The organism is Streptomyces sp. NPDC102402, from assembly GCF_044765765.1.
GTDB lineage: Bacteria > Actinomycetota > Actinomycetes > Streptomycetales > Streptomycetaceae > Streptomyces.
The window spans coordinates 443,726-468,521 of record NZ_JBIWKR010000001.1; the positions used below are offsets into that span (position 1 = coordinate 443,726).

Below are 24,796 nucleotides of genomic sequence, written 5' to 3' on the forward strand. Positions count from 1 at the left end.
CCGCCATTCTGGTCTGTGCAGGACCGATTCCGGTCGAAGACCACCGGCACTCGTCTTTGTGAGGTGTCCCCATCGGCAAGCCCAGCGGATCGACTCTGGCCACGTGGCTGAGTGGTCTGGAAGTCGACCGGCTTGAGCGGGTCCTGGCAGCTCGCCCGGATGCCGTGTCCCCGCCGGAACCACGGTCGTTCGGCGAACTCGCGGACCGCCTTCAGCGCCCGGCGTCGGTGGCCCCGGTGCTGCCCGGACTCGCGCTGCCACACCTGCAGGTAGCCGAGGCACTGGCAGCATGGGGACCCGTTCCCGGGGCCGCCCTGGCCGATCTGCTGGATGCGTCCGGAACGGAGCGCACTCGCGGGCTGGACGCGGCCCTGGAGGCGCTGGCCGACCACGCACTCGTCTGGCCGGACGGCGAAGGACTGCTGCGCATGGCGACGCCGTTGCGGCAGGCGTGGGACTCGCCGCTGGGGCTGGACGCTCCGCTCACCCGGCTACTGGCGAACACGACCTCCGAGGAGCTGCGCCACATGCTGGTGGCCCTGGGCATCCCGTCGCCCGGCACCACCAAGAAGCATCGGCTGACAGCCCTGCTGGAACACCACAGCAATCCGGAGCGGGTGGCCGCGGTGATCACTTCGGCACCTGCGTCCACCCGGAAGCTGCTTGAGCGGCGAGCCTCTCACCAGGGTGGACAGGCTCGATCACCGGCGCGTTCGATCACGTTCAGGGCCCCGTCGGCCGACTCCGAGCCGGGTGCGCGCTGGGCACTGGAGCGGGGACTGCTGGTCCAGGACCGGTACTCGGGGTACGGATCCACACGCATGCCCGCCGAGGTGACGCTCGCCCTGCGCGGAGTCGGCTGGCACGCCCCCTTCGATCCCGTCCCGCCCGTCGTGAGGACGGCGTCCGTCACCTCGGCGGAAGTGGACCGGGAGGCGGCAGCAGCCGCCACGGCGTTCGCCGCACATGCCGCGTCGGTTCTGGCGACGTGCTCCGCTGCTCCGCCGGTCCTGCTGAAGTCCGGCGGGGTCGGAACACGTGAGCTGTCCCGGATCAGCAAGGCGGCGCAGTGCGACGACATCGTCCTACGCCTCGTTCTGGAGACGGCGTACGACGCCGGGCTGCTGGCCCAGGACGGCGACCGGGTCGCGGCGACGGACGCATACGACACCTGGGCGGAACGAGAACCAGCGGAGCAGCTCACCGCGCTTCTCCACACCTGGCGGACGCTCCCGCTGACTCCGGCCCAGGCCCGCGACGAGGACGGCAAGGTACTGCCCGCGCTCGCCGGAGCACCACCCTGCGGCGGCTGTGTACAGGCCCGGGAGGGGCTCCTCGCCGCCGCAGCGGAGTTCCCGGCGCACCGGGGAGTGCACAGCCCCGCGGAACTGGGGCCGATGGTGGCCTGGCATCGCCCGCTCGCCGAACAACTCCCCCAGGACGCCACGCCCTTCGCCACCGCAATCCGGGAAGCGGAACTGCTCGGGGTCGTCGCCCGCGGCTGCCTGTCCCCCATCGGTGCCGCTCTGCGGGCCGAGGACACCGAAGCCGCCGAAACGCTCGCCTCTGCCTGTGAGCGGCTGCTGCCGGCAGCCACCAGGGCCGCCCGTTTCGGCGCGGACCTCACCGCCGTTGTCACCGGCACACCGTCCGCCCGCCTCGCCGCACTGCTGGACACCGTCGCGGACAAGGAAGTCGGTGGCACGGCATCGGTGTGGCGGTTCAGCTCCACAACAGTGCGCCGTGCCCTGGACACGGGCCGCACGGCGGATGCCATCGCGGCCGACCTGGGCGCCGTCGCGGTCGGCGCCCTCCCCCAGCCGCTGTTGTACCTGATCAACGACTCCGCACGCACTCACGGCCGTGTGCGCATCGCCCCCGCCGCCTGTGTGATCCATGGCGAAGAAGCCGCCCTCCTCGCCGAACTCGTCACTCACCGAAGGCTCGCCGACCTCGGCCTACGCGTGTTGGCACCGACCGTGCTGGTCAGCCGGACCCCACTCGACAAGACTCTCGCCGCGCTCCGGGCCGCCGGCTACGCCCCCGTCGCCGAGAGGGCCGACGGAACCGTACGCGTCGAGAAGACCCGGCACCGACGTGCCGCCGCCCCGGTCCCCGCACTCCCTGGCCAGCGGCAGCGGTCCGTGCCGACGGTGACTCAGATGATTCCGGTGACCGTCGACCTGAGCACGCTGGCCGCCAGGCTGCGGGCCGCCCCGCCGACACTCCCGGCTCCCGACCCGTTCGGCACCGGGGTCCCCTACGGCACGGACACCGAGGAGATCGTCGCCGCGTACGCGAAGAACCTGGCGTACAGCGATGTCCGCCAGCTCGCCCATGCCGTCGACGTCGGCACAGCCATCACGGTCGAGTACGTCGCCGCGTCGGGCAACCCGACCGTACGCATCCTCAGCGAGCTCGTGCTCGACCCGCCCTACTTGTACGCCTGGTGCCACCTGCGCGACGACCAACGGGTCTTCGCCCTCTCCCGCATCCACGGCATCATGCCCGGGTAGCCGGGATCCGCGTCGTGGCTCGGTGTTCGGCCGGTCACTGCGGCCATGCCCCGCCACCGAGCACTGCGACGAGCGGCCATTACGATCGCCGACCATGGACTGGGTCGAGCGCACCGCGCGGTTGAGGCAGTGGACCAGGAGCGGGGCGCGGGCTCCGCACAAGCCGTTGCTGTTCCTTTACGCGCTCAGCCGGTTCCAGCAGGACGCCGACGACGAGCTGCGGTACAGCACGGTGGAGCAGGACCTGCGGCGGCTGCTCGCCGAGTACGGTCCTGGGAACCGGACGACGCCCGCCTATCCCTTCCACCATCTGGTGAGTGACGGCGTGTGGGAGGTACGCACCGAGCGCGGTCCGGGCAGCCCCGGGACCGGGGTCAGGGAGCTGCGCGCAACCGGCGCCGCCGGGCGGCTGACGCCGGAGCTACGGGCGGCGTTGCGGCGGGATCCGCCCCTGCTCGGCCGGATGACACGCGTGCTCCTCGATCTGAACTTCCCGCCCTCCCTCCACGGCGAGCTGTGCGAAGCCGTCGGCCTGGAACTGGAGGAGGCCGAGACCGGACCGGTCTCGGCCAAGCGCAGGCAGCGGGACCGGCGCATGCGGGAGATGGTCCTGACGGCGTACGAGTACCAGTGCGCCTTCTGTGGGTACGACGGCACGATCGGCACGGTGCCGGTCGGACTTGAGGCCGCCCATGTCCGCTGGTGGGCGTTCGACGGACCGGACGACATCGAGAACGGGCTGTGTCTGTGCTCGCTGCACCACAAGCTGTTCGACAAAGGCGTACTCGGTCTCGGCGAGGGCCGTGGCGGGGCTCACCGCATCCTGGTCTCACAGAGCTTCGTCGGCCGCAGCACCGCCGCCCGCGAGCACGTCATCACGCTCGCCGGCCGTCCGGTCATCGGCCCTCAGTCGGGCGTCCGCCCCATCGCCGCCGCCCATCGCTCCTGGCACACCAGCCAGGTCTTCCGAGGCAGCCCACGTCCCGCCACGACCGCCTGAACGCCTACCTTGCGGTCACGCGAGCGCTGGTACGGGGTGTGATACCAAGAGTATGGTCTCTTGTATGGCCACGAAGAAGGTAACTGTGACGATTCCCGAGGATCTCCTGGACGAGATCCGCGCGGAGGCGGCAGAACGGGGACTGTCGGCGTACGTCGCCGAGGCGCTGCGCTTCAAGCGCGACCGGGACCGGCTGCGGGAACTGTCCGACTGGCTGCAGGAGGAATACGGCCCCCTCACCGAGGAGGAGCGCACAGCAGCGTTCGAGGAACTGGAGGACCTCGACGCCGAACACGAGCGCCGCCGCGCCGCTGGAAAGCACAACGCCGGAGAGGCCGCGTGAAGAGGCGTGCCACTGAGCACAAGCAGCGGCCATTGCGCGTCTTCGTGCTCGACTGCGAAGCCCTGTCCCTGGCTGTGCGCGGCGACCGGAAGATGATCGCCTGGCTCGACCTCGCGGCCCGGGGTGAAGCCGAGGTGGTGACGTCTCCGCTGACGCTGGTCGAGGCGTACGACGGCAGAACCACCGAGCAGCGCTGGGACTGGGTGCTCTCCCGGCTCAAGGTCGCCGACATCGGAAAGGACGAGGCCCGCCACGCCCGCCGGCTCCTGGCCGACACCAAGCTGCACGGCCACAAGTACGCGATCGACGCGGTGCTCGCCGTCATCGCGCGACAGCAGCAGGGTCAGGTCACCGTCTTCACCTCGGACGTGGACGACCTGGAGAAGCTGGTCCCGGAGTCGATCATCGTCAAAAAGGTCTGACCCGGCTCCCAGCTCGTCATCCGGGGCAGTTGCCAGGGCATGAGGTTGTCGAAACGGGTCGGCGGGGTGACCGGACGAAGCCGTTGGCGTCACCTGTTGGCGTTGATCGGCTTCGCGCTGCTGATCGGCGCAGCCGGTGCGGTTGTCCGGCACCTGTGGACCGGCGAGTCGTGGGCGGAGTCGTCCTGGTTCGGAGCGGTCCTGGCCACGTGCTGGGCCGCGTACGCCTGTGTGGTGCGGGTCGACGAGCGCGGGCGTGCGGGCCGATGAGACGGGAGCCGAGGTGAGGTGCTGGGGCTCGGGTGTTGAAGAAGGGCGGAGAAAGAGGGGGGTGGATGCCACGGCCTTAGGCTCACAGTCCCGAGGCGGACCCGGGGACCTTTGTGCCCACCCCCCTTAGCCGCGGGCCACAAGGGCTCTCCGACCGGCCTATGACGAGCAAGCTACCAACTGGCTCTGACAGTGCGCCTTTGACCGGGAGGTGGCATCAGCGGCTGACAGCAGCAGCCCTGAGCAGACTGCCGGCCACAGGGCGACTTCACCCGGCCCCGAAGCGCAGGCAGCAGGCAGCAGGCCGCCGGATCCACGGACGCCCCTGCAGAGCAGGCGTACAGGAGCGCGGAACCGCGACCACGGCAACCGCCCCGTCCTCGTCGATGGGCCCACCGTCTGCGGGGCACCCCTGCCGCGGGTGACACCCTCGCCCGCAGTCCGGCGCCGCCCCCGGGCGGCCTCGCCCTGGCCCGACGGCCACCGCGTGCCGGATGATGGGGGTGCAGCGGACGTGAGGGGCAGCGCAGTGACAGACAACGAACCCATCGGGTCGCAGCCGGACGTCCGGCCGGGCTCCGGCGGACCGGAGACCGTCGTGGCAACCGCTCGGCCCGAGGCCGCGGCGCCGTCCGCGCCGGATGCCGGGGCCCCCGGCGAGCGCGAACGGGCTCGGGGCTCCCTGGTCAGGCGGCTGGCTGTGCCCCTTCTCGCGCTCCTCGTCCTGTGCGTCCCGCCATGGTGGACGCTCTTCGCCTCCGGCGCCGAGTGGCCGCTCCCGGTCTTCCTGGCGGGCACGGTCGTCCTGGCCGCCTGGCTGGTCTCCTTTCCCTTCCTGATGGTCGCGGGCCACGGGCCACGGCGCTCCGACCGGGCCGCTCGCGTCGCGGACACCAGCCTCGGGGTGGTCTGGGTGCTCTTCACCTGGTCGGTGCTGGGCGGCCTGGTGAACCTCGTACTGACAGGGTTCGACATCGGCGGTGCCGACCGGGCCAGGACCGTCGCGGTGGCCGTGGCCGCGGTCTCGGCAGGGCTGCTGGCCTGGGGGCATTACGAGGCCATGCGCGTGCCCCGGGTGAAGCGGCTGGACGTCCACCTCCCGCGGCTCGGCGCCGGCCTGGACGGTACGCGCGTCGTCGTGCTCGCCGATACGCACTACGGGCCGATCGACCGCGCGAAGTGGTCCGCGCGGGTCACCGAGGCGGTGAACGCCCTCGACGCGGACGTCGTGGTCCACGCCGGCGACATCGCCGACGGCACCCCGTCCCAGCGCCTGGAGCAGTCCGCGCCGCTCGGTACGGTCCGGTCGCGGCTGGCCAAGGTCTACGTCACGGGGAACCACGAGTACTCCGGGGAGGCCCAGGGCTGGCTGGACCGCATGGCGGAGCTCGGCTGGGAACCTCTGCACAACCGCCATGTCGTGGTGGAGCGCGGAGGGGACACCCTCGTGCTGGCGGGCGTGGACGACGTGACCGCGGAGTCCTCCGGCCTGGCCGGACACCGGGCGAACCTGCTCGGCGCGCTTGCGGGCACGGACCCGGGCCAACCGGTCCTGCTCGTCGCCCACCAGCCGAAGTTCGTCCCGCAGGCCGCTGCCGCCGGTATCGACCTGCAGGTCTCCGGGCACACCCACGGCGGCCAGATCTGGCCGTTCAACTTCCTCGTCCGGATCGACCAGCCCGTGGTGAGCGGCCTGAGCCGGCACGGGGAGCGGACCCAGCTCTACACCAGCCGGGGTACCGGCTTCTGGGGTCCGCCCTTCCGGGTCTTCGCGCCGAGCGAGATCACGCTCCTGACGCTGCGGCCGGGCAACGGGCCGGCCTCCGTGTAGCGCACCGGGAATCCCACCGCGCGCTCGCGTGACAGCGGCCGCGGGTGCGGGCACACGTCACGGCGGTGACGGACACGGCACCGGCAGGGACGACGAGTGAGCGCCCGCGGTGCCGGTCCGCGCCCGAGTGGCATGGACCAGCACCGCCGCGCCCTGGCCGGACGTTCTTCGGGACTCAGGCCGCGAGCGACACCTCGGTGCCCGGCTCGACGCCCGGGTAGGCCTCGACGACCAGGTTGAGCTGGCGCTGCATGTACCAGGTGTTCAGGCCGAAGACGAAGGCCAGCCACATGCTCGCGGCGGGGCTGCACGTCACCGGCAGGCCGGCCGCGCGCTGGGCGTTGGCTATGGCCTTCCCCGTGTTGTGGAAGGAGATCAGGGGAGCGATCAGGGTCCAGCCCAGGAATATCAGGACCAGCACACTGCCCCCGGGGCTCAGGGGCCTGCGCCGGTCGAACTGCTGCAGCTCGTTGTGGATCTTGAAGTACCAGACCAGCTGGTAGATCCCGAGAGTGACGAGGGGCAGGCCGAGCCACACGGCGACGGTGCCGCGGCGCTTCATGGCCAGACCGGACAGCCGGACGGCGGGTGCGCTGCCGGCGCCGGGTGCGACGACGCCGTCGGCCTGGCCCGTCATGCTCGGACCGGACGCGGTGGTGGGCTGAATGTCAGCCATGTGAGGTGCTCCATCTGCGGGTTCTGGTTTCAGCCGGAGCAGCATGACATCAAGTGAAGATCCCGTGAAGGCAATTGGGGTTTCGTGAGTGCCTCGTCATGATTTCGTGACCAGGGGCGGCTCCTCCGCCCGTGCGACCGGTCGCGGTCGCGACGCCCCCGGCCGCGCGGCCGACATCGCGACCAGCCGCTACAACCATCGGACGTGACCGCGAGTCTGGCACCTGACGGGCGGGCACAGCTCCAGCCCTGCGATAGGCGAAGCACCAACTCAGCGCGAAGGAAAGCCTCCTGATGCTCGAACGGCACCTCATACGCTCTGCGGCCGTCCCGTTGGCCCTCGCGTCCGCCCTGCTCATGGCAGGCGGAGCGGGCGCCGCCGAGGCACCCGGCTGGGAGATCTCCCTCTCCGGGAACAGCCCTGCCGAATCCCTGATGTCCGTCTCCTCCGTCGACGACGACCACGCGTGGGCGGTCGGGAGGAAGGACGGCGCCGGCGTCATCATGCGCTGGGACGGCGAGCGGTGGGTCGAGGACACCGCTCCCGGGCTTCCTGAGGTCTGGGAGTGGTCGGCGGTGAGCGCGGTCTCCGCGGACGACGTCTGGGCCTACGGCTCGGTGGGCAGGGGGCAGGCGCTCGTGCACTTCGACGGCGAGCGCTGGAACAGCGTCACCGCGGCCGGGCCCCCCGACGACTCCTGGCCCGAGGTGCCGATCGACGCCGTCCCCGGGCGGCTCTTCAAGGGGGGGAACGCGCTCTACACGTACACCGCCGGCACCTGGAAGACCTTCGCGCTGCCCGCCCGCGTGGACATCAGGGGCATCGACGCGATCTCGGCGGACGAGGCCTACGCCACCGGAATGAAGTACCCGGTCGACGGCGGACACCCGGTGACGTACCGCTGGGACGGCACCACCTGGACGCTGATGGACCAGCCACCGGTGCGCACCGGAACGGACACCGCGGAGATCGCCGCCGAGTCCTCCGACAGCGTCTATGTCGCCGGCTGGGCCGACGCTCCCGACGCCGCCCCGGCGATACCGGGCGTCGCCCACTGGGACGGCTCCGCCTGGGAGGACATCACCGGGACGCTCACCGCCCTCTACGTCCACGCCATCGCGCCCGACGGCCATGGCGGTCTGTGGGTCACCGGGAACGACCGGTCCGAACCCGCCCACGCCGATCCGGTCTTCTGGCACTACGACGGCGCCACCTGGACGAAGGAGGCCGGGGTGCCGGCACCCGACGGCGACACCCGGTGGCCCTCCTACTCGTTCTACGACCTGGCCCCGGCGGGCGCCTCCGGCGGGTTCTGGGCCGTCGGTGACTACTCCACGCCGATGGACGCCAACGGCGACGACACGGTCAACGGCCTGATCGAGCGGTCCACGGCGTCCCCGGAGGCGGCGGACCGCTGAGGACACCCGCCCCGTCGCCCGGGGGCGAGGCCCTCCACCCCAGGCGAGGGCCGTCGCACCGGGCGACGGGGCGACGGGGCGACGGGGCGACGGGCCAGGGAGCAACGGAGCAACGGCACGGGGCCCGGAGCCCGGGGGCGCGGGGCCCCGGCCGCTCACGGCCGTATCCGGCCGTGAGCGGTCACTACCGTGGAGTGCTCAGCTCACTTCCTTGATGCGGATCAGGTTGCCGGCCGGGTCACGGAAGGCGCAGTCCCGCACCCCGTACGGCTGCTCGGTCGGCTCCTGGACGACCTCGGCGTCGCCGGCCTGCAGCTTCTCGAAGGTGGCGTCCAGGTCCTGGGTGGCGAGGAGGATCCAGCCGTAGGTCCCCTTGGCCATCATCTCGACGAGGGTGCGGCGCTCGTCCTCGGTGATGCCCGGGTCGACGGCCGGCGGCGCCAGGAGGATGGATGTGTCCGGCTGCCCTGCGGGACCGACCGTGATCCAGCGCATCGCGCCTGACCCGACGTCGCTGCGGACCTCGAACCCGAGGGTGTCGCGGTAGAACGCGAGGGCTGCGTCCGGGTCGTCGTGCGGAAGGACGCTGGTGTTGATGGTGATGTCCATGGACATCACGCTAGCGGCGGCTCGGCGGGGCGTGCTTCTCGATTCCTGACCGGTCTGGTCACCTGCTTCGCCACGCACGGCGGCACTCCCGCCGCCCCGCTCGCCGCCTGGCGCCGGTACGTGCTGGGAGGCATGCCGACCAGTTCGGTGAAACGCGTGCTGAAGGTGCCCAGCGACGAGCAGCCGACCGCCCAGCAGACATCGGTGACGCTGAGGTCTCCTCGGCGCAGCAACGCCATCGCGCGCTCGATGCGGCGCGTCATGAGATATCCGTACGGCGACTCGCCGTAGGCGAGCCGGAACTGGCGGCTGAGGTGGCCCGCCGACATGTTCACGCCCCGGGCGAGCGCCTCGACGTCCAGCGGCTGCGCGTACTCCCGGTCCATCCGGTCACGGACGCGGCGCAGCCGCGCCAGGTCGCGCAGGTGCTGTACTTCGGCGGGTCTGCTGGTCACGTACGCGATCGTGCCACGCGCCCCGGGGCCGTGCGGCGCATTCGGAACGGCCGGCGGACAGAGCCCGCCCGTCTCAGTCCGACGTCTTCTCCCACGCGAAGCCGTCCGGGTCAGTGAAGGGCCCGAGGTCGCTGCCGAGCGCGATCCGGTGCGATCCGGTGCCGTCGGGCGCCACTCCGGCGTCCTTGGCCAGGGCGCCGCGGCCGTAGAGCGCCAGGGTGGCGGGGCTCGACTGCGCCTCGAACTCGACGTACTTGCGGCCGAAGCTCTTGCCCACGGTGAGGCCGCGCTCCACGTAGAACCGCTTGGTCGCGAGCACATCCTCGACGCCCAGCAGGAGCACGAAGCGGTCGATCCGCCGGGTGGCGGGGCCCTTGTCCTTCTTCGCCGAGGAGGCGATCTTCCAGAGGGTTCCGTCAGGGGCCTGCACGACACCGCCGTAGCCCCAGAGCGACTTGGCGGCCGGTTTCACGGACGTGGCGCCGGCTTCCAGAGCGGAGTCGACGAGGCTGTTGACGGTGGACGGCTGGGAGACCGTGAGCGACAGCGTGAAGCCGCGGAAGCCGCTCGTCGGAGCCTCCGAGGCCCGTACGCGCAGCTGGGTGCCCAGGCCGAAGGCCTCGGCGTAGAAGCGTTCGGCGGCGGCGGGGTCGGCCACCTCGAGGGTGACGGATGCGATGGAGGTCATGGAACGAAGTTATGGCCGTCGCGAGCCGTGCGCTTCTTGATTCCTGACCGGTCCGACGGGCACTCCGGCGGGGCCTGGGGCCCCGGGTCGCCGCACCGGTCCGCTCCGGTGAACCCCTCCACCCGGGAAGTGAGGCAGATCGGCGCCGGGGCCGTCCTCGTCGTACGCCGGCGCAGGTCAGGGTCCGCCTCCTGGGCGTACGGGCCGCGCGCGTCGGCGCCGGGGTGCCTCCTGGGCACCCCGGGCGGCGCTTGCGCGGTCAGCCGCCGAGGGCGAGGCTCCTGGTCACCCGGTCCGCCGAGGACAGCAGGCTCTCGCGGACCTGGCTGGTGCGGTACATCCGGTCCGCGCGGAAGGAGACGCCGAGCGAGCCGAGCTTGTCGCCGCTGCGCACGGGCACCGCGATGCACACCGTGCCGAGGTCGTACTCCTCCCGGTCCATGACCACCGGTGCCGACGACTCGAGCTGCCGGATCAGCTCCTCCCGGTGCGTGATCGTGCGGGGGGTGAGATCGGGCAGTGCGTGCCGCGAGAGGTACTCACCGCGTGCGTCCTCGTCCAGTTCACGCAGCACGCACTTGCCGAGCGCCGTGGCGTGCCCCGCGTCCTTGAAGCCCACCCAGAGGTCCACCCTGGGCGTCTGCGGGCTGTCGACGATCTCGGCGATCCGGATCTCGCCGTCCTCGTAGAAGGTGAGGTAGGCGGCGGCCGACACGTCGTTGCGCAGCGAGGCGAGGGCGGGGCGGAAGCGGCTCACCAGATCCTGCGCGGAGTGCCCGGCGTGCAGCTTGTCCCCCAGGACGAACCCGCCGTCCTCGAGCCTGCGGAGGTAGCCGTCCTGGGTGAGCGCCCACAGCACTTCCTGGGCCGTGTCCGGACTCAGCCCGGTCCTCCGCGCCAGCTCGTGCGCGGGCGCACCGCCTTCGTGCGCCGCCACGGCCTCCATCAAGCGGAACGCGTGCTGCACGGAACGGGTGGGCGCGTGGCCCGCTCGGTCACCCATTCCTCCAGCTTGGACCCACCGCCCTGAGGCAGCAAGGCAGGGACGGCGTGCACCGGCCGGGGGTACCCGGCCGGTGCACGGGCTCAGTCCTCGCCCTCCAGGTCGCCCTCGGTCTCCAGGAACACCTGGCGCAGTGCTTCGAGCACCGCCGGGTCGGGCTTGGCCCACATGCCCCGCGACTCGGCCTCCAGGAGGCGCTCGGCGATGCCGTGGAGGGCCCAGGGATTGGCCTGCTGGAGGAATTCGCGGTTCGTGGGGTCGAGGACGTACGTCTCGGTCAGCTTGTCGTACATCCAGTCCGCGACGACGCCGGTCGTCGCGTCGTACCCGAACAGGTAGTCGACCGTCGCGGCGAGCTCGAAGGCGCCCTTGTAACCGTGGCGGCGCATCGCCTCGATCCACTTCGGGTTGACCACACGGGCCCGGAAGACCCGGGACGTCTCCTCGACGAGGGTGCGCGTGCGGACCGTCTCGGGGCGGGTCGAGTCACCGATGTACGCCTCGGGGGCGGTGCCCTTCAGCGCGCGCACGGTCGCGACCATGCCGCCGTGGTACTGGAAGTAGTCGTCCGAGTCCGCGATGTCGTGCTCACGGGTGTCGGTGTTCTTCGCCGCCACCGCGATCCGCTTGTACGCGGTCTCCATCTCGTCCCGAGCCGGGCGTCCGTCCAGCTCACGGCCGTAGGCGTAGCCGCCCCACACCGTGTACACCTCGGCGAGGTCGGCGTCGGTGCGCCAGTCGCGGGAGTCGATGAGCTGGAGCAGCCCGGCGCCGTACGTCCCCGGCCGGGAGCCGAAGATACGGGTGGTGGCGCGCCGCTCGTCCCCGTGTTCGGCCAGGTCGGCCTGGGTGTGGGCACGGACGAAGTTCCGCTCGGCCGGCTCGTCGAGGGAGGCCGCGAGGCGTACGGCGTCGTCGAGGAGGCCGATGGTGTGCGGGAACGCGTCGCGGAAGAAGCCGGAGATGCGCAGCGTGACGTCGATACGGGGGCGCCCCAGCTCCTCGTACGGGATCGGCTCCAGACCCGTGACCCGGCGGGAGGCGTCGTCCCACACCGGGCGGACGCCGAGCAGGGCGAACGCCTCGGCGATGTCGTCGCCGGCGGTGCGCATGGCGCTGGTGCCCCACAGGGACAGGCCGACGGAGGTGGGCCACTCGCCGTTGTCGGCGCGGTAGCGCTCCAGGAGCGAGTCGGCGAGCGCCTGACCTGTCTCCCAGGCGAGGCGGGAGGGGACGGCCTTCGGGTCGACCGAGTAGAAGTTGCGGCCCGTCGGCAGGACGTTGACGAGGCCCCGGAGCGGGGATCCGGACGGGCCGGCGGGGACGAAGCCGCCGTTCAGCGCGTGCACCGCGTGGTCGAGTTCGTCGGTCGTCGCGGCGAGCCGGGGGACGACCTCGCGCGCGGCGAAGTCGAGGATGTCGGCCACGGCACCCGGGTGTCCGGCGGCGACCCCGGCGACGGCGGCCGGGTCCCAGTCCGCGTCGTCCATCGCCTGGACGAGGGCGCGGGCCTGCTCCTCGGTCTCGTCCGCGGCGGTCCGGGTTGCCGCCGACTCGTCGAGGCCGAGCGCCTCGCGCAGGCCGGGCAGCGAGGCCGTGCCGCCCCAGATCTGGCGGGCACGCAGGACGGCGAGGACCAGGTTGACGCGGTCCTTGCCGGCCGGCGCGCTGCCCAGGACGTGCAGGCCGTCGCGGATCTGGACGTCCTTGATCTCACAGAGCCAGCCGTCGAGGTGCATGATGAACTCGTCGAAGCCCTCGTCCTCCGGCCTGTCCTGCAGGCCCAGGTCGTGGTCGAGCTTCGCGGCCTGGATGAGGGTCCAGATCTGGGCGCGGACCGCCGGCAGCTTGGCCGGGTCCATCGCGGCGATCTGCGCGTGCTCGTCCAGGAGTTGTTCGAGGCGGGCGATGTCGCCGTAGCTGTCCGCGCGGGCCATCGGCGGCACGAGGTGGTCCACCAGGGTGGCGTGCACACGGCGCTTGGCCTGGGTGCCCTCGCCCGGGTCGTTGACCAGGAACGGGTACACCAGCGGCAGGTCGCCGAGGGCGGCGTCGGGGCCGCAGGCGGCGGAGAGGCCCGCGTTCTTGCCGGGCAGCCACTCCAGGTTGCCGTGCTTGCCGAGATGGATCATCGCGTCGGCGCCGAAGCCGTTGTCGTCGGCGGACGCGGCGATCCAGCGGTAGGCGGCCAGGTAGTGGTGCGAGGGCGGCAGATCGGGGTCGTGGTAGATCGCGATCGGGTTCTCGCCGAAGCCGCGCGGCGGCTGGATGAGGATCAGCAGATTGCCGCGGCGCAGGGCGGCGAGCACGATGTCGCCCTCGGGGTTGCGGGACCGGTCGAGGAACATCTCGCCGGGGGGCGGGCCCCAGTGCTGCTCGACGGCCTCGGTGAGTTCGGCGGGCAGCGTGGCGAACCAGCGGCGGTAGTCGGCGGCGGGTATACGGACCGGGTTGCGGGCCAACTGCTCCTCTGTCAGCCACTCCTGGTCGTGGCCGCCCGCCTCGATGAGGGCGTAGATCAGCTCGTCGCCGTCGCCGGAGACCAGGCCCGGGATCTCCTCCTCGGGGCCGAAGTCGTAGCCCTCCGCCCGGAGCCTGCGCAGCAGGGCGACCGCGCTGGCGGGGGTGTCGAGGCCGACGGCGTTGCCGATGCGGGAGTGCTTGGTCGGGTACGCGGACAGGACGAGCGCGATCCGCTTCTCGGCGGCCGGGATGTGGCGGAGCCTGGCGTGGCGTACGGCGATCCCGGCGACCCGGGCGGCGCGCTCGGGGTCGGCGACGTAGGCGGGCAGGCCGTCCTCGTCGATCTCCTTGAAGGAGAACGGCACGGTGATCAGGCGGCCGTCGAACTCGGGGACGGCGATCTGCGTGGCCGCGTCCAGCGGCGAGACGCCCTCGTCGTTCTCCTCCCAGGCCGCGCGCGGGCTGGTCAGGCAGAGCGCCTGGAGCACGGGCACGTCGAGGCCGGTGAGGGCGCCCGCGTCCCAGGACTCGTCGTCCCCGCCCGCCGAGGCCGTGGCGGGCTTGGTGCCGCCCGCGGCGAGGACGGTCGTCACGATGGCGTCGGCGGCGCGGAGTTCGTCGATCAGCTCCGGTTCGGGCGTGCGGAGCGAGGCGACGTACAGCGGGAGGGGGCGGGCGCCCGCGTCCTCCACCGCCGTGCACAGGGCCTCGACGAACGCGGTGTTCCCGCTCATGTGGTGGGCGCGGTAGTAGAGCACCGCGACCGTCGGGCCGGTGACGTCACGGGCGGTCCGCTCCAGCGGGCCCCACGCGGGGGCCGGGGCGGGCGGTTCGAAACCGTGGCCGGTGAGCAGCACGGTGTCGGAGAGGAAGCGGGCCAGCTGCTCCAGGTTGGCGGGGCCGCCGTGCGCGAGGTAGGCGTGCGCCTCGGCCGCGATGCCGATGGGCACGGTCGACGCGGCCATCAGCTGGGCGTCGGGGGCCTGTTCGCCGGTCAGGACGACGACCGGGCGGCCGGTGGCCAGCACCTGGTCCAGCCCTTCCTGCCAGGCGCGTACGCCGCCGAGAAGGCGTACGACGACGAGGTCGGTGCCCTCCAGGAGCTGCGGCAGGTCGTCGGCGGAGAGGCGGGACGGATTCGCGTAGCGGAAGCCGACCGGGCCGCCGGAGGCGCGGGCGCTGAGCAGGTCGGTGTCGGACGTCGACAGGAGCAGGATCATGCGGCGTCAGGCCTTCCTCGGGGTGTCCACGCCCCGGGCGGTGTCGGACGGCTGGAGTTCCTGACTCGCACGGCCGGTGGCCGGGCTCACAGTGGCGGGACCGCGCCGGGTTCTCACCGGGCTTCCTCCGTGTCGCCGTCTGGCGGTGGCGGACCGAACGGACCGCCGCTAGGCATAGTAGGCAGAGGGTGGGGGAGTCTGACCAGACGGCCCCCGCCTGGTCAGACGGCCGGGTGTCCCACAGGTCACAGTGATCGCAGGCGTCCGCCGCGGTCACGGTCGGTATGCTCGCCGCCATGTCCGCCTCCCCCCTTTCGCCCCGGTCTCCGGGCGATGCCTGTGCCAGGAGCAGCGGTGACGCCTGCCCCGGTGCGCTGCGTCTGCACGAGGCGGACGACGGCGCGCTCGCGCGGATCCGCATACCCGGCGGGGTGCTGACACCCCATCAGGCCGATGCCCTGGGGCTGGCCGCCCGGCGCTTCGGTGACGGCGAGCTTCATCTCACCTCCCGTGGGAACGTGCAGCTGCGCGGGCTCGGCGCGGACTGCGGCGCCGAGCTGGCCCGGCTGCTGGACGAGGCCGGACTGCTGCCCTCCGCACGCCATGAGCGCGTGCGCAACGTGGTCGCCTCCCCGCTCTCCGGGCTCGACGGGCTCGGGGCGGCCGACGTCCGGCCCTGGCTGACCGGGCTGGACGACCTTCTCTGCACGAGTGACGGCGCGACGGCGCTCTCCGGACGCTTCCTCTTCGCGCTCGACGACGGCCGCGGCGACGTGGACGCCCTCGGTGCCGACCTCACGCTCCTCGGCCACGATGACGGCGGCCACGGTGACGGCAGCGCGCTCCTGCGCGTCGGGGACGGTGACGACGTCCTGCGGGTCCCCGCCTCCGGTGGTCCCCGGGCCGCGCTGATCGCCGCCGAAGCCTTCCTGGACGCGGCCCGGGACACCGGCGCCTGGCGGGTGAGGGACCTGCCGGACGGCGAGGCGGCGGCGCTCCCCGCCCAGGTGGAACGACGGCTGCGGGAGGCCGGCTTCCCCGTCACCCCGGACCGGCGCCCGCGCCCCCTCGAAGCGCTGCCCCCGGCACACGGCCCCGTCCACGGCCCCCACCGCGAGGCCGCGCTGTCCGTCGGCGTTCCCCTGGGACGGCTGGACCCGGCTCAGTGGGGGCTGCTGTCAGGCGCGGGCGGACTGCGGCTCACTCCGTGGCGCGGGGCAGTCGTCACCGGCGTCGCGCCCGACCGCGCGGACGCCCTTCTCCATGAACTCTCCGGAGCCGGGCTGATCACCGGGCCCGGTTCCCCGTGGGCCGGCGTCGGGGCCTGCATCGGGCAGCCCGGCTGCGCGAAGTCCCTGGCCGACGTGCGGGCCGAGGCGGGGGCCGCCGTCGGACCGCCCGGGCGGCTCCCTGTGTACTGGTCCGGGTGCGAACGCCGGTGCGGCCACCCGCACGGGGAGTGGATCGACGTGGTCGCCACCTCCGACGGACACCGGATCTCCCATGTGCGGGGAGACCGGACGACCGGGACGGTGACGGTCCGGGACGACCCGCCGGCGCTCGCCGCCGCCGTGGCGACGGCCCGGGGCACGCACCCCTGACCAGCACGCGTCACACCCTGTTCGACCCACTCCCCGTTCGATGAAGAAAGCGACAGCACTGTGCATCAGTACGAGAAGGACGGACCGGCGATCTACCGCCAGTCCTTCGCCACCATCCGCGCGGAGGCGGATCTGGCAGGGCTGCCCGCCGATGTGAGCCAGGTGGCCGTCCGCATGATCCACGCCTGCGGCATGGTCGATCTCGTACGCGATCTCGCCTTCTCACCGAACGTGGTCGCCGACGCCCGCGCCGCCCTGCGCTCCGGCGCGCCGATCCTCTGCGACGTGGCCATGGTCGCCAGCGGGGTCACCCGCAAGCGGCTGCCGGCGGACAACGAGGTGGTCTGCACCCTCTCCGACCCCTCCGTACCCGAGCTGGCCGCGAAGCTCGGCACCACCCGCAGCGCCGCCGCCCTGGAGCTGTGGCGGGACCGGATGGAGGGTGCGGTCGTCGCCGTCGGCAACGCGCCCACCGCGCTCTTCCGGCTGCTGGAGATGATCGAGGAGGGCGCCCCGCGCCCCGCCGCCGTCATCGGCGTGCCCGTCGGCTTCATCGGCGCCGCCGAGTCCAAGGAGGCCCTGGCCGCCCACCCGTCCGGGCTGGAGCACCTCGTCGTGCGGGGCAGGCGCGGTGGCAGCGCCATCGCCGCGGCCGCCCTCAACGCGATCGCCAGCGAGGAGGAGTGAGCATGCCCGAGCAGCAGCGCGCCACCGGCTCCGGACGGCTGTACGGCGTCGGGCTCGGCCCCGGCGACCCGGCGCTGATGACCGTACGGGCCGTGCAGATCATCGGCGAGGCCGACGTCGTCGCGTACCACTCCGCACGGCACGGCCGCTCCATCGCCCGCTCGATCGCGGAGCGGTACATCCGCGCCGACCACATCGAGGAGGCGCTGGTCTACCCCGTCACGACGGAGACCACGGACCACCCCGGGGGCTACCGGGGCGCGTTGGACGAGTTCTACGCCGAGGCCGCCGCCCGTCTCGCGGTACACCTCGACGCCGGGCGCACCGTCGCGGTGCTCGCCGAGGGGGACCCGCTCTTCTACGGCTCCTACCAGCACATGCACAAGCGGCTCGCGGACCGTTACGAGACCGAGGTCATCCCGGGGGTCACGTCGGTCAGCGCCGCGGCCGCCCGCCTCGGCACCCCGCTCGTGGAGGCCGAGGAGGTGCTGACGATCCTGCCTGGCACCCTGCCGGAGGAGGAGCTGACGGCACGTCTGGCGGCCACGGACTCCGCCGTGGTGATGAAGCTGGGCCGGACCTTCCCCGCCGTGCGCCGGGCGTTCGAGGCATCGGGGCGACTGCCGGAGGCCCGGTACGTCGAGCGCGCCACCATGGCCGGGGAGCGGACCGGAGACCTGGCGGACACCGACGCGGACTCCGTGCCGTACTTCGCGGTCGCCGTGCTGCCCAGCCGGATCGACGCGCCGCGTCCCGAGCGGAGTCCCGGCACCGGAGAGGTCGTCGTGGTCGGCACCGGACCGGCCGGGCCGCTGTGGCTGACGCCCGAGACGCGTGGGGCGCTGGCCGCCGCCGACGACGTGGTCGGCTACACGACGTATCTGGACAGGGTGCCCGTCCGGCCCGGCCAGCAGCGCCACGGCTCCGACAACAAGGTCGAGTCGGAGCGCGCCGAATTCGCCCTCGACCTCGCCCGCAGGGGGCGCCGGGTGGCCGTGGTGTCGGGGGGTGACCCCGGGGTCTTCGCGATGGCCACGGCGGTGCTGGAGGTCGCCTCCCAGGACACGTACACGGACATCACCGTGCGGGTGCTGCCCGGGGTGACCGCGGCGAACGCCGCCGCGGCCAGGGCCGGCGCGCCGCTGGGCCACGACTACGCCACCATCTCGCTCTCGGACCGGCTCAAGCCGTGGGAGGTCATCGCCGAGCGGCTGCGCGCCGCGGCCGCGGCCGACCTGGTGATGGCGCTGTACAACCCCGGCTCCCGGAGCCGGACCTGGCAGGTCGGCAAGGCCCGCGACCTGCTGCTGGAGCACCGCTCCCCGGACACCCCCGTGGTGCTCGGCCGTGACGTCGGGGGCCCGACGGAGAGCGTGCGTACGGTGCGGCTGGCCGACCTGGACCCGATGGAGGTGGACATGCGGACGATCCTCATCGTCGGCTCCTCGCAGACCCGGTGGGTGCACCGGGGCGACGGGCGGCAGATCGTCTGGACACCGCGCCGCTACCCGGAGGCCTGACGGGACGGGCCGAGCCCAGCACGAACCACGGCGCCGCCTCCCACCCGGGGAGGGGGGCGGTGTGGGAGCTTTCCGCCCGGTGAGAACGGGTGCGGGCGCGGTCTCCCGGCGGTCCGGCCGTTGCGGTCACCGCCGCGGTCCGGCCGTTGCGGTCACCGCCGCGTGAGGGTGCTCAGCAGAGCGAGCGCCTCCTCCGGGGTCCCTGCCACCGGCACACCCGGGGGGACCGGCGGCCGGGCGACCACGACCACGGGGATCCCGGCCTCGCGGGCGGCGGTGAGCTTGGGCGCCGTCGCGTCTCCGCCGCTGTCCTTCGTGACGAGGACGTCGATCCGGTGGCGCCGGATCAGCTCCCGCTCGCCCTCCAGCGAGAACGGTCCGCGGTCCAGCAGGACTTCCATCCGCGCCGGGCACGGAGCCTCGGGAGCGTCCACCGAGCGCATCAGGAACCACAGCTGGTCCAGGGCGGCGAACGCCGCCAGGCCCATGCGTCCCGTGGTGAGGAAGACGCGCGACCCCAGTTCCGGCAGCAACTCCGCCGCGTCGGCCAGGGACTCGGTGACACGCCAGCGGTCGCCCTCGACGGGCACCCAGCCGGGCCGCCGGAGAGCGAGCAGGGGAACATGGACAGCGGTGGCGGCCGAGGCCGCGTGGAAACTGATCGTTCCGGCGAAGGGATGGGTGGCGTCGATGACCGCGTCCACACGGTGTGCGCAGAGCCACTCGGCCATGCCCTCGACCCCTCCGAAGCCGCCGACGCGCACCTCGCCGGGCGGCAGCTTCGGCCGGGCGACGCGGCCGGCGAGCGAGCTGGTCACCCGGATCCCGTCCGCGGCCACCAGGGACTCCGCCAGCCGGCGGGCCTCCGTCGTGCCGCCGAGGACGAGTACGTGCAAGGACATCCGATCGGTCCATCCATGAGCAGTGAGCCCCAGGGCGGGCGCGCCGCCCAACTCAAGCACACCGGTCTGCGGCCGGGATGGACGACCGGGGCCTGCGCGACGGCGGCGACCACGGCCGCGTACACCGCCCTGCTGACCGGCGAGTTCCCCGATCCGGTGACCATCACGCTGCCCAAGGGCCAGCAGCCCGCCTTCGCCCTGGCGGTGGAGGAACTCGGCGACGGACGGGCCACGGCCGGTGTGGTCAAGGACGCGGGCGACGATCCGGACGTCACCCACGGCGCCCTGGTGCGCTCCACCGTGCGGTTGCTGCCCGCCGGGTCCGGCGTGGTCTTCCGGGCGGGACCCGGGGTGGGAACGGTGACGCTCCCCGGGCTGCCGCTCGACGTCGGGGAGCCCGCGATCAATCCCGTCCCCCGCCAGATGATGCGGGACCACGTCTCGCGGGTGGCGGCGGAGCACGGCGGCACCGGCGACGTCGAGATCACGGTCTCGGTGGACAACGGCGAGGAGATCGCACGTTTCACGTGGAACATTCGCCTGGGCATCCTGGGCGGGATCTCGATCCTGGGCACGACCGGCATCGTGGTGCCCTACTCGTGCTCGGCCTGGATCGACTCGATCCGCCGCGGGGTGGATGTGGCACGCGCGGCCGGACACCGTCATGTCGCGGGGTGCACGGGCTCGACCTCGGAGAAGACGGTGGTGGCCGAGTACGGACTGCCGGAGATCGCCCTGCTGGACATGGGGGACTTCGCGGGCGCCGTACTGAAGTACGTACGGCGGCACCCCGTGGAGCGGCTGACCATCTGCGGCGGGTTCGCCAAGCTGTCCAAGCTGGCCGCCGGACATCTCGACCTGCACTCGGGCCGCTCCCAGGTCGACAAGCCGTTCCTGGCACGACTGGCACGCCAGGGCGGCGCGAGCGAGGCGCTGGCGGAGGAGATCGAGGTCGCCAACACCGGCCTCGCGGCACTGCAGTCGTGCATGGCGGCCGGGGTGCCGCTCGGCGACCTGGTGGCGGTGGCGGCCCGGGACGAGGCCCTGTCGGTACTGCGCGGAGCGCCCGTGGCGGTCGACGTCATCTGCGTCGACCGGGCGGGAGCAGTCGTGGGGCGCAGCGAGGTGCGCTGAGCGGGCGCGGGGCGGCAACCGCCGCCCCGCGCGGGCCCGTCAGCAGCTGTGGCGATCCCGCTCCGGGGAGTACAGGTGGCTGTCACGGAACTGCTCCGCGCCCAGCGTCCGGCCGACCATGATCACCGCGGTCCGGATCACCCCCGCCTCCTTCACCTGCCCTGCGATGGAGTCCAGCGTGCCGCGCAGGACGATCTCGTCCGGGCGCGAGGCCATGGCGACCACGGCGGCGGGGCAGTCCGCACCGTAGTGCGGCAGCAGTTCGTCGACCACACGGTCCACGTACCGTGCGGCGAGGTGCAGCACGATCAGCGCGCCGCTGCGGCCCAGGGTCGCGAGGTCCTCGCCCTCGGGCATGGCCGTGGCCCGCTGGGCGATCCGGGTGAGGATCACGGTCTGGCCGACCGTGGGCACCGTCAGCTCCCGCTTGAGCGCCGCCGCGGCCGCGGCGAAGGCGGGCACCCCGGGCACCACTTCGTAGGGCACGTCCGCCTCGTCGAGGCGGCGCATCTGCTCGTTCACCGCGCTGAAGACCGACGGGTCGCCGGAGTGCAGCCGGGCCACGTCATGGCCCTCCGCGTGGGCGCGCACCAACTCGGCGGTGATCTGGTCGATGTCGAGCTGGGCCGTGTCCACCAGCCGTGCGCCGGGCGGGCACTCGGCGAGCAGTTCGCGCGGCACCAGGCTGCCCGCGTACAGGCAGACCGGGCTGGCCGCGACGACACGGGCGCCGCGCACCGTGATCAGGTCGGCGGCACCGGGGCCCGCGCCGATGAAGTACACGGTCATCTGTCGTCTCCTGGGGCGTACGGGGGTTCTGGAGCGTGTGAGGGTTCAAAAACGGGAGCGAGTCCGGAAGCGGGCAAGGGTCCGGAAGCGGGCAAGGGCTTCCGTACGGACCACTGGGTGACGGGCATCGCCTGACGCCAGCCCGTGAATCCGCCGACGGGTACGGCGTGCGCCACCGCGAGGCGGACCAGGTCACCGCCCAGCCGCCGGTACCGGTCGGCGAGGAGCGCCTCCGACTCCAGCGTCACGGTGTTGGCGACCAGCCGGCCGCCCGGGCGCAGCGCGTCCCAGCAGGCGTCGAGCAGCCCGGGGGCGGTCAGCCCGCCGCCGATGAACACCGCGTCGGGCTCCGGCAGTCCGGCCAGGGCGTCCGGTGCCCGGCCGGTGACCACGCGCAGCCCGGGGACGCCGAGCCGGTCCGCGTTGCGGGCGATGCGCCCCGCCCGTACCGGATCGCGTTCCACGGTCACGGCACGGCAGGCCGGGTGGGTCCGCATCCACTCCGCCGCGATCGACCCGGAGCCGCCGCCGACGTCCCAGAGGAGCTCACCGGGGGCGGGCGCGAGCACGCCGAGCGTGGCCGCCCGGACATGGCGCTTGGTGAGCTGCCCGTCGTGTTCGTACGCCTCGTCGGGGAGGCCGGGCACAGCTCCGAGCCGCAGGGCCTCCGGGGTGCTACGGCACTCCACCGCGATGACGTTGAGCGGGTCCCCGGGCGGGTGCTCCCACGTGTCGGCCACCCCGTCCACGCACTCCTCGGCCATGGAGCCGAGCTGTTCGAGCACCCGCATCCGGCTGGGCCCGAAGCCGCGCTCGCGCAGCAGGGCGGCCACGGCCGCGGGCGTGGCGGCACCGGCGGAGAGCACCAGCAGCCTGCGCCCGTCGTGCAGCGCGGCGGCCAGCCGGGCGGTGGGCCGTCCGACGAGGGTGACGGTCTCGGTGTCCTCCACCGGCCAGCCGAGCCGGGCGCAGGCGTACGACACCGAGGAAGGGTGCGGCAGGACCTGAAGCGCCCCGGCGCCCAGCTCCTCGGTGAGGGCCCGGCCGACGCCGTAGAACATGGGGTCGCCGCTGGCCAGCACGGCGGTCCTGCTCCCCGCGTGAGCGGCGAGCAGACCGCGCACGGCGGGACGCAGAGGCGAGGGCCAGGGCACACGGCGGCCCGCGCACTCCGGGGGGAGCAGCCTCAGCTGGCGCTCCCCGCCGATCAGGACCTCGGCGTCCAGGAGCACCGCGCGCGCGGTGCCCGGAAGGCCGGCCCAGCCGTCGGCGCCCACGCCCACGACGCTCACGGCGGAGGCGCGCGCCGGGACGGCGGGCGGGGGTGACACGGGTGGCACAGCCGGTACCTCGGGGTTGGCGGGACGACGCAGCCGAACTCTACGGGGGCGGCTCCCGGACCCGTGCGGCGGAGTGATTCCGGAAAACCTCCCGCGTGGTGTCGAGAACCCGCCGCCGGCTCCGACGTCCCCTGTGAGAGTTGCCCACAAGGGGCGGCGACCGAGAAGCCGAGGAGCGACACCATGAAGTACCTCGTGATGGTTCAGGGCTCGCAGGCCGACTACGAGGCCATGAACGGCCGCCCGTCGGCCGGGAGCCCCGCGTGGAGCAAGGAGGACGTGCAGGCGATGTACGCCTTCATGGGAAGCCTCAACAACGACCTGGCCGAGACCGGAGAGTTGGTCGAAGGCCAGGGCCTGACCGAACCCGCCAGGACCCGCTCGGTGCTGCCGGGCGCGGACGGCCGGCCGGTGATCACGGACGGTCCCTACGGGGAGACCAAGGAGCAGCTCGCCGGGTACTGGGTGCTCGACTGCGCGAGTCTGGAGAGGGTCACCGAGATCGCCGGGCGCATCCAGGAGTGCCCACAGCCCGAGGGGGCGCCCGTCTACCCGGTGCTGATCCGTCCCATCGACGAAGGCGGGGACCCGGGCGCTCGTGAGTAGGGTGCCCGCGCTCCGGGCGGGAGCCGTGTGAACGAGACGCCGGCCACCATCGAGGACCTGCTGCGCCACCACGCGCCGCAGGTCCTCGGCGCGCTCGTACGCCGCTACGGACACTTCGACACGGCGGAGGACGCCGTGCAGGAGGCGATGCTCGCGGCCTGCCGGCAGTGGCCCGCCGAGGGGGTGCCCGGCAATCCGCGCGGCTGGCTCATCAGGACCGCGTCCAGGCGGCTGACGGACCAGCTGCGAGCGGACTCCGCCCGGCTGCGGCGTGAGAAGAGGGCCGCGGCGCTCACTCCCCGCGACGCCTTCACCTCCCCGGCCCCCGGGGAGAGCCGGGCACCGTCCGCCGACGACACCCTCACCCTGCTCTTCCTCTGCTGCCACCCCGAGCTGTCCCCGGCCGCCCAGATCGCTCTGACGCTGCGCGCCGTGGGCGGCCTGACGACCGCCGAGATCGCACGGGCGCATCTGGTCCCCGAGGCGACGATGGCGCAGAGGATCAGCAGGGCCAAGCAGAAGGTGCGCGGCGTGCCGTTCCGGCAGCCGGGCGCCGCCGACCGCGACAGCCGTCTCGCCGCGGTGCTCCAGGTCCTCTACCTGATCTTCAACGAGGGTTACACCGCGACGTCCGGCAGCGATCTGCACCGCGCCGACCTGGCCGGGGAGGCGATCCGGCTGACCCGCGCCGTGCGCGCACTGCTCCCCCGGGACGGCCGGGTGACCGGACTGCTGGCCCTGATGGTGCTCACCGAAGCCCGGAGCGCGGCGCGCACCGGGCCGCGGGGCGAGCTGATCCCGCTCGACGAGCAGGACCGCACCCGCTGGGACCGGGCCGCCGTCGACGAGGGCACGGCCCTGGTGGAGGAGGCCCTGTCCGAGGGGCCGGCGGGGGCGTACCAGCTGCAGGCGGCGATCGCCGCGCTGCACGACGAGGCGGCCCGTGCCGAGGACACCGACTGGCCCCAGATCCTGGCCCTGTACGACCTCCTCGTACACCGGACCCCCGAGCCGATGGCGGAGCTGGGCAGGGCGGTGGCCCTCGCCATGGTGCAGGGCCCCAGGGCCGGACTGGCCGCTGTCGCGGCCCTGGAGGACCGGCTGGCGGACCACCACAGGCTGGACGCCGTCCGGGCCCATCTGCTGGAGAGGGCCGGGGACCACGAGGCCGCGCGCGCCGCCTACCGGAGGGCGGCGGGCCGCACGCTCAGCGCACCCGAGGCCCGCTATCTGCGGATGCGGGCAGCCAGGCTGACGCCGCCGGAGCCCTAGCCCGGGCCCGCCGGGGCGGTTCGCACCGAGT

The 24,796-nt window shown here is 73.1% G+C and carries 22 protein-coding genes and 1 riboswitch; of the genes, 13 read left to right on the forward strand and 9 right to left on the reverse strand.

What is annotated here, in order from left to right; translation table 11 throughout:
* Positions 1-164 precede the first annotated feature (164 nt).
* The 6 genes from ACIRJR_RS01765 (at position 165) to ACIRJR_RS01790 (ending at position 6,382) form a co-directional block, all read left to right on the forward strand.
* A complete protein-coding gene (locus ACIRJR_RS01765) occupies positions 165-2,516 on the forward strand; it encodes a helicase-associated domain-containing protein (RefSeq protein ID WP_403772252.1) in 2,352 nt (783 codons plus the stop codon).
* Between the two features lie 94 nt (positions 2,517-2,610).
* Positions 2,611-3,516, forward strand: a complete 906-nt coding sequence (locus tag ACIRJR_RS01770; RefSeq protein WP_403772255.1) for a phosphorothioated DNA-binding restriction endonuclease — start codon at positions 2,611-2,613, stop codon at positions 3,514-3,516.
* A gap of 64 nt (positions 3,517-3,580) precedes the next feature.
* The gene (locus ACIRJR_RS01775; RefSeq protein WP_306103807.1) at positions 3,581-3,859 is read left to right on the forward strand and encodes a CopG family transcriptional regulator; all 279 of its coding nucleotides are present in this window, start codon (positions 3,581-3,583) and stop codon (positions 3,857-3,859) included.
* Positions 3,856-4,281 (forward strand): PIN domain-containing protein, encoded by a 426-nt coding sequence (locus ACIRJR_RS01780; protein ID WP_403772258.1) that lies wholly within the window; start codon positions 3,856-3,858, stop codon positions 4,279-4,281. The genes ACIRJR_RS01775 and ACIRJR_RS01780 overlap by 4 nt, the downstream gene beginning before the upstream one ends.
* 96 nt (positions 4,282-4,377) lie before the next feature.
* On the forward strand, positions 4,378-4,551 hold the full coding sequence (locus ACIRJR_RS01785) for a hypothetical protein (protein ID WP_403772261.1): 174 nt from the start codon (positions 4,378-4,380) through the stop codon (positions 4,549-4,551).
* A 598-nt stretch (positions 4,552-5,149) separates the two neighbouring features.
* Positions 5,150-6,382 carry a metallophosphoesterase gene (locus ACIRJR_RS01790; RefSeq protein WP_403773747.1) on the forward strand — a complete coding sequence of 411 codons (1,233 nt, stop codon included), beginning with the start codon at positions 5,150-5,152 and terminating at the stop codon, positions 6,380-6,382.
* A gap of 175 nt (positions 6,383-6,557) precedes the next feature.
* Here ACIRJR_RS01790 and ACIRJR_RS01795 read toward each other — a convergent pair whose 3' ends face one another.
* Entirely contained in the window at positions 6,558-7,058 is a 501-nt protein-coding gene (locus tag ACIRJR_RS01795) for a DUF4234 domain-containing protein (protein ID WP_403772264.1), read from the reverse strand.
* Positions 7,059-7,351: 293 nt separating this feature from the next.
* On the opposite strand from ACIRJR_RS01795, the gene ACIRJR_RS01800 reads away from it, so the two are divergent.
* Positions 7,352-8,476: a hypothetical protein gene (locus ACIRJR_RS01800; protein WP_403772267.1), complete on the forward strand. Its 1,125-nt coding sequence runs from the start codon at positions 7,352-7,354 to the stop codon at positions 8,474-8,476.
* A gap of 198 nt (positions 8,477-8,674) precedes the next feature.
* Here ACIRJR_RS01800 and ACIRJR_RS01805 read toward each other — a convergent pair whose 3' ends face one another.
* The 5 genes from ACIRJR_RS01805 to cobN all read right to left on the reverse strand — a co-directional run bounded on the left by ACIRJR_RS01805 (position 8,675) and on the right by cobN (position 14,914).
* Positions 8,675-9,085, reverse strand: a complete 411-nt coding sequence (locus ACIRJR_RS01805; protein WP_403772270.1) for a VOC family protein — start codon at positions 9,083-9,085, stop codon at positions 8,675-8,677.
* A gap of 5 nt (positions 9,086-9,090) precedes the next feature.
* Complete coding sequence (locus ACIRJR_RS01810) at positions 9,091-9,540, reverse strand: helix-turn-helix transcriptional regulator (RefSeq protein WP_403772273.1); 450 nt, start codon at positions 9,538-9,540, stop codon at positions 9,091-9,093.
* 73 nt (positions 9,541-9,613) lie between these two features.
* The gene (locus ACIRJR_RS01815) at positions 9,614-10,228 is read right to left on the reverse strand and encodes a glyoxalase (RefSeq protein WP_403772276.1); all 615 of its coding nucleotides are present in this window, start codon (positions 10,226-10,228) and stop codon (positions 9,614-9,616) included.
* 259 nt (positions 10,229-10,487) lie between these two features.
* Complete coding sequence (locus tag ACIRJR_RS01820) at positions 10,488-11,231, reverse strand: IclR family transcriptional regulator (protein WP_403772279.1); 744 nt, start codon at positions 11,229-11,231, stop codon at positions 10,488-10,490.
* Between the two features lie 83 nt (positions 11,232-11,314).
* On the reverse strand, positions 11,315-14,914 hold the full coding sequence (gene cobN, locus ACIRJR_RS01825; RefSeq protein ID WP_403772282.1) for a cobaltochelatase subunit CobN: 3,600 nt from the start codon (positions 14,912-14,914) through the stop codon (positions 11,315-11,317).
* A gap of 54 nt (positions 14,915-14,968) precedes the next feature.
* Positions 14,969-15,042, reverse strand: a riboswitch (cobalamin riboswitch).
* 156 nt (positions 15,043-15,198) lie between these two features.
* Here cobN and ACIRJR_RS01830 point away from each other — a divergent pair.
* From ACIRJR_RS01830 to ACIRJR_RS01840, 3 genes are read left to right on the forward strand one after another with little or no spacing between them, the layout of a single operon-like run.
* Positions 15,199-16,515, forward strand: a complete 1,317-nt coding sequence (locus ACIRJR_RS01830) for a cobalamin biosynthesis protein CobG (RefSeq protein WP_403772285.1) — start codon at positions 15,199-15,201, stop codon at positions 16,513-16,515.
* Between the two features lie 60 nt (positions 16,516-16,575).
* A complete protein-coding gene (locus tag ACIRJR_RS01835; RefSeq protein ID WP_403772288.1) occupies positions 16,576-17,202 on the forward strand; it encodes a precorrin-8X methylmutase in 627 nt (208 codons plus the stop codon).
* A gap of 2 nt (positions 17,203-17,204) precedes the next feature.
* Positions 17,205-18,722: a precorrin-2 C(20)-methyltransferase gene (locus tag ACIRJR_RS01840; protein WP_403772291.1), complete on the forward strand. Its 1,518-nt coding sequence runs from the start codon at positions 17,205-17,207 to the stop codon at positions 18,720-18,722.
* A gap of 152 nt (positions 18,723-18,874) precedes the next feature.
* On the opposite strand, the gene ACIRJR_RS01845 is transcribed toward ACIRJR_RS01840, so the two are convergent.
* Positions 18,875-19,624 carry a cobalt-precorrin-6A reductase gene (locus tag ACIRJR_RS01845; RefSeq protein WP_403772294.1) on the reverse strand — a complete coding sequence of 250 codons (750 nt, stop codon included), beginning with the start codon at positions 19,622-19,624 and terminating at the stop codon, positions 18,875-18,877.
* A 15-nt stretch (positions 19,625-19,639) separates the two neighbouring features.
* Here ACIRJR_RS01845 and ACIRJR_RS01850 point away from each other — a divergent pair, with 15 nt between their 5' ends.
* Positions 19,640-20,758, forward strand: a complete 1,119-nt coding sequence (locus tag ACIRJR_RS01850; RefSeq protein ID WP_403772296.1) for a cobalt-precorrin-5B (C(1))-methyltransferase — start codon at positions 19,640-19,642, stop codon at positions 20,756-20,758.
* A gap of 39 nt (positions 20,759-20,797) precedes the next feature.
* Here the strand turns inward: ACIRJR_RS01850 and cobM are convergent, their stop codons facing one another.
* Both cobM and cbiE read right to left on the reverse strand, forming a co-directional pair.
* Positions 20,798-21,547 carry a precorrin-4 C(11)-methyltransferase gene (cobM, locus tag ACIRJR_RS01855; protein ID WP_403772299.1) on the reverse strand — a complete coding sequence of 250 codons (750 nt, stop codon included), beginning with the start codon at positions 21,545-21,547 and terminating at the stop codon, positions 20,798-20,800.
* Positions 21,544-22,878 (reverse strand): precorrin-6y C5,15-methyltransferase (decarboxylating) subunit CbiE, encoded by a 1,335-nt coding sequence (gene cbiE / locus ACIRJR_RS01860; protein ID WP_403773750.1) that lies wholly within the window; start codon positions 22,876-22,878, stop codon positions 21,544-21,546. Before cbiE ends, cobM begins: the two co-directional genes overlap by 4 nt.
* Before the next feature lie 192 nt (positions 22,879-23,070).
* Between cbiE and ACIRJR_RS01865 the strand changes: the two genes are divergently transcribed.
* Positions 23,071-23,493 carry a YciI family protein gene (locus ACIRJR_RS01865; protein WP_403772302.1) on the forward strand — a complete coding sequence of 141 codons (423 nt, stop codon included), beginning with the start codon at positions 23,071-23,073 and terminating at the stop codon, positions 23,491-23,493.
* 27 nt (positions 23,494-23,520) lie between these two features.
* Positions 23,521-24,765 carry an RNA polymerase sigma factor gene (locus ACIRJR_RS01870; RefSeq protein WP_403772305.1) on the forward strand — a complete coding sequence of 415 codons (1,245 nt, stop codon included), beginning with the start codon at positions 23,521-23,523 and terminating at the stop codon, positions 24,763-24,765.
* Positions 24,766-24,796: the final 31 nt, after the last annotated feature.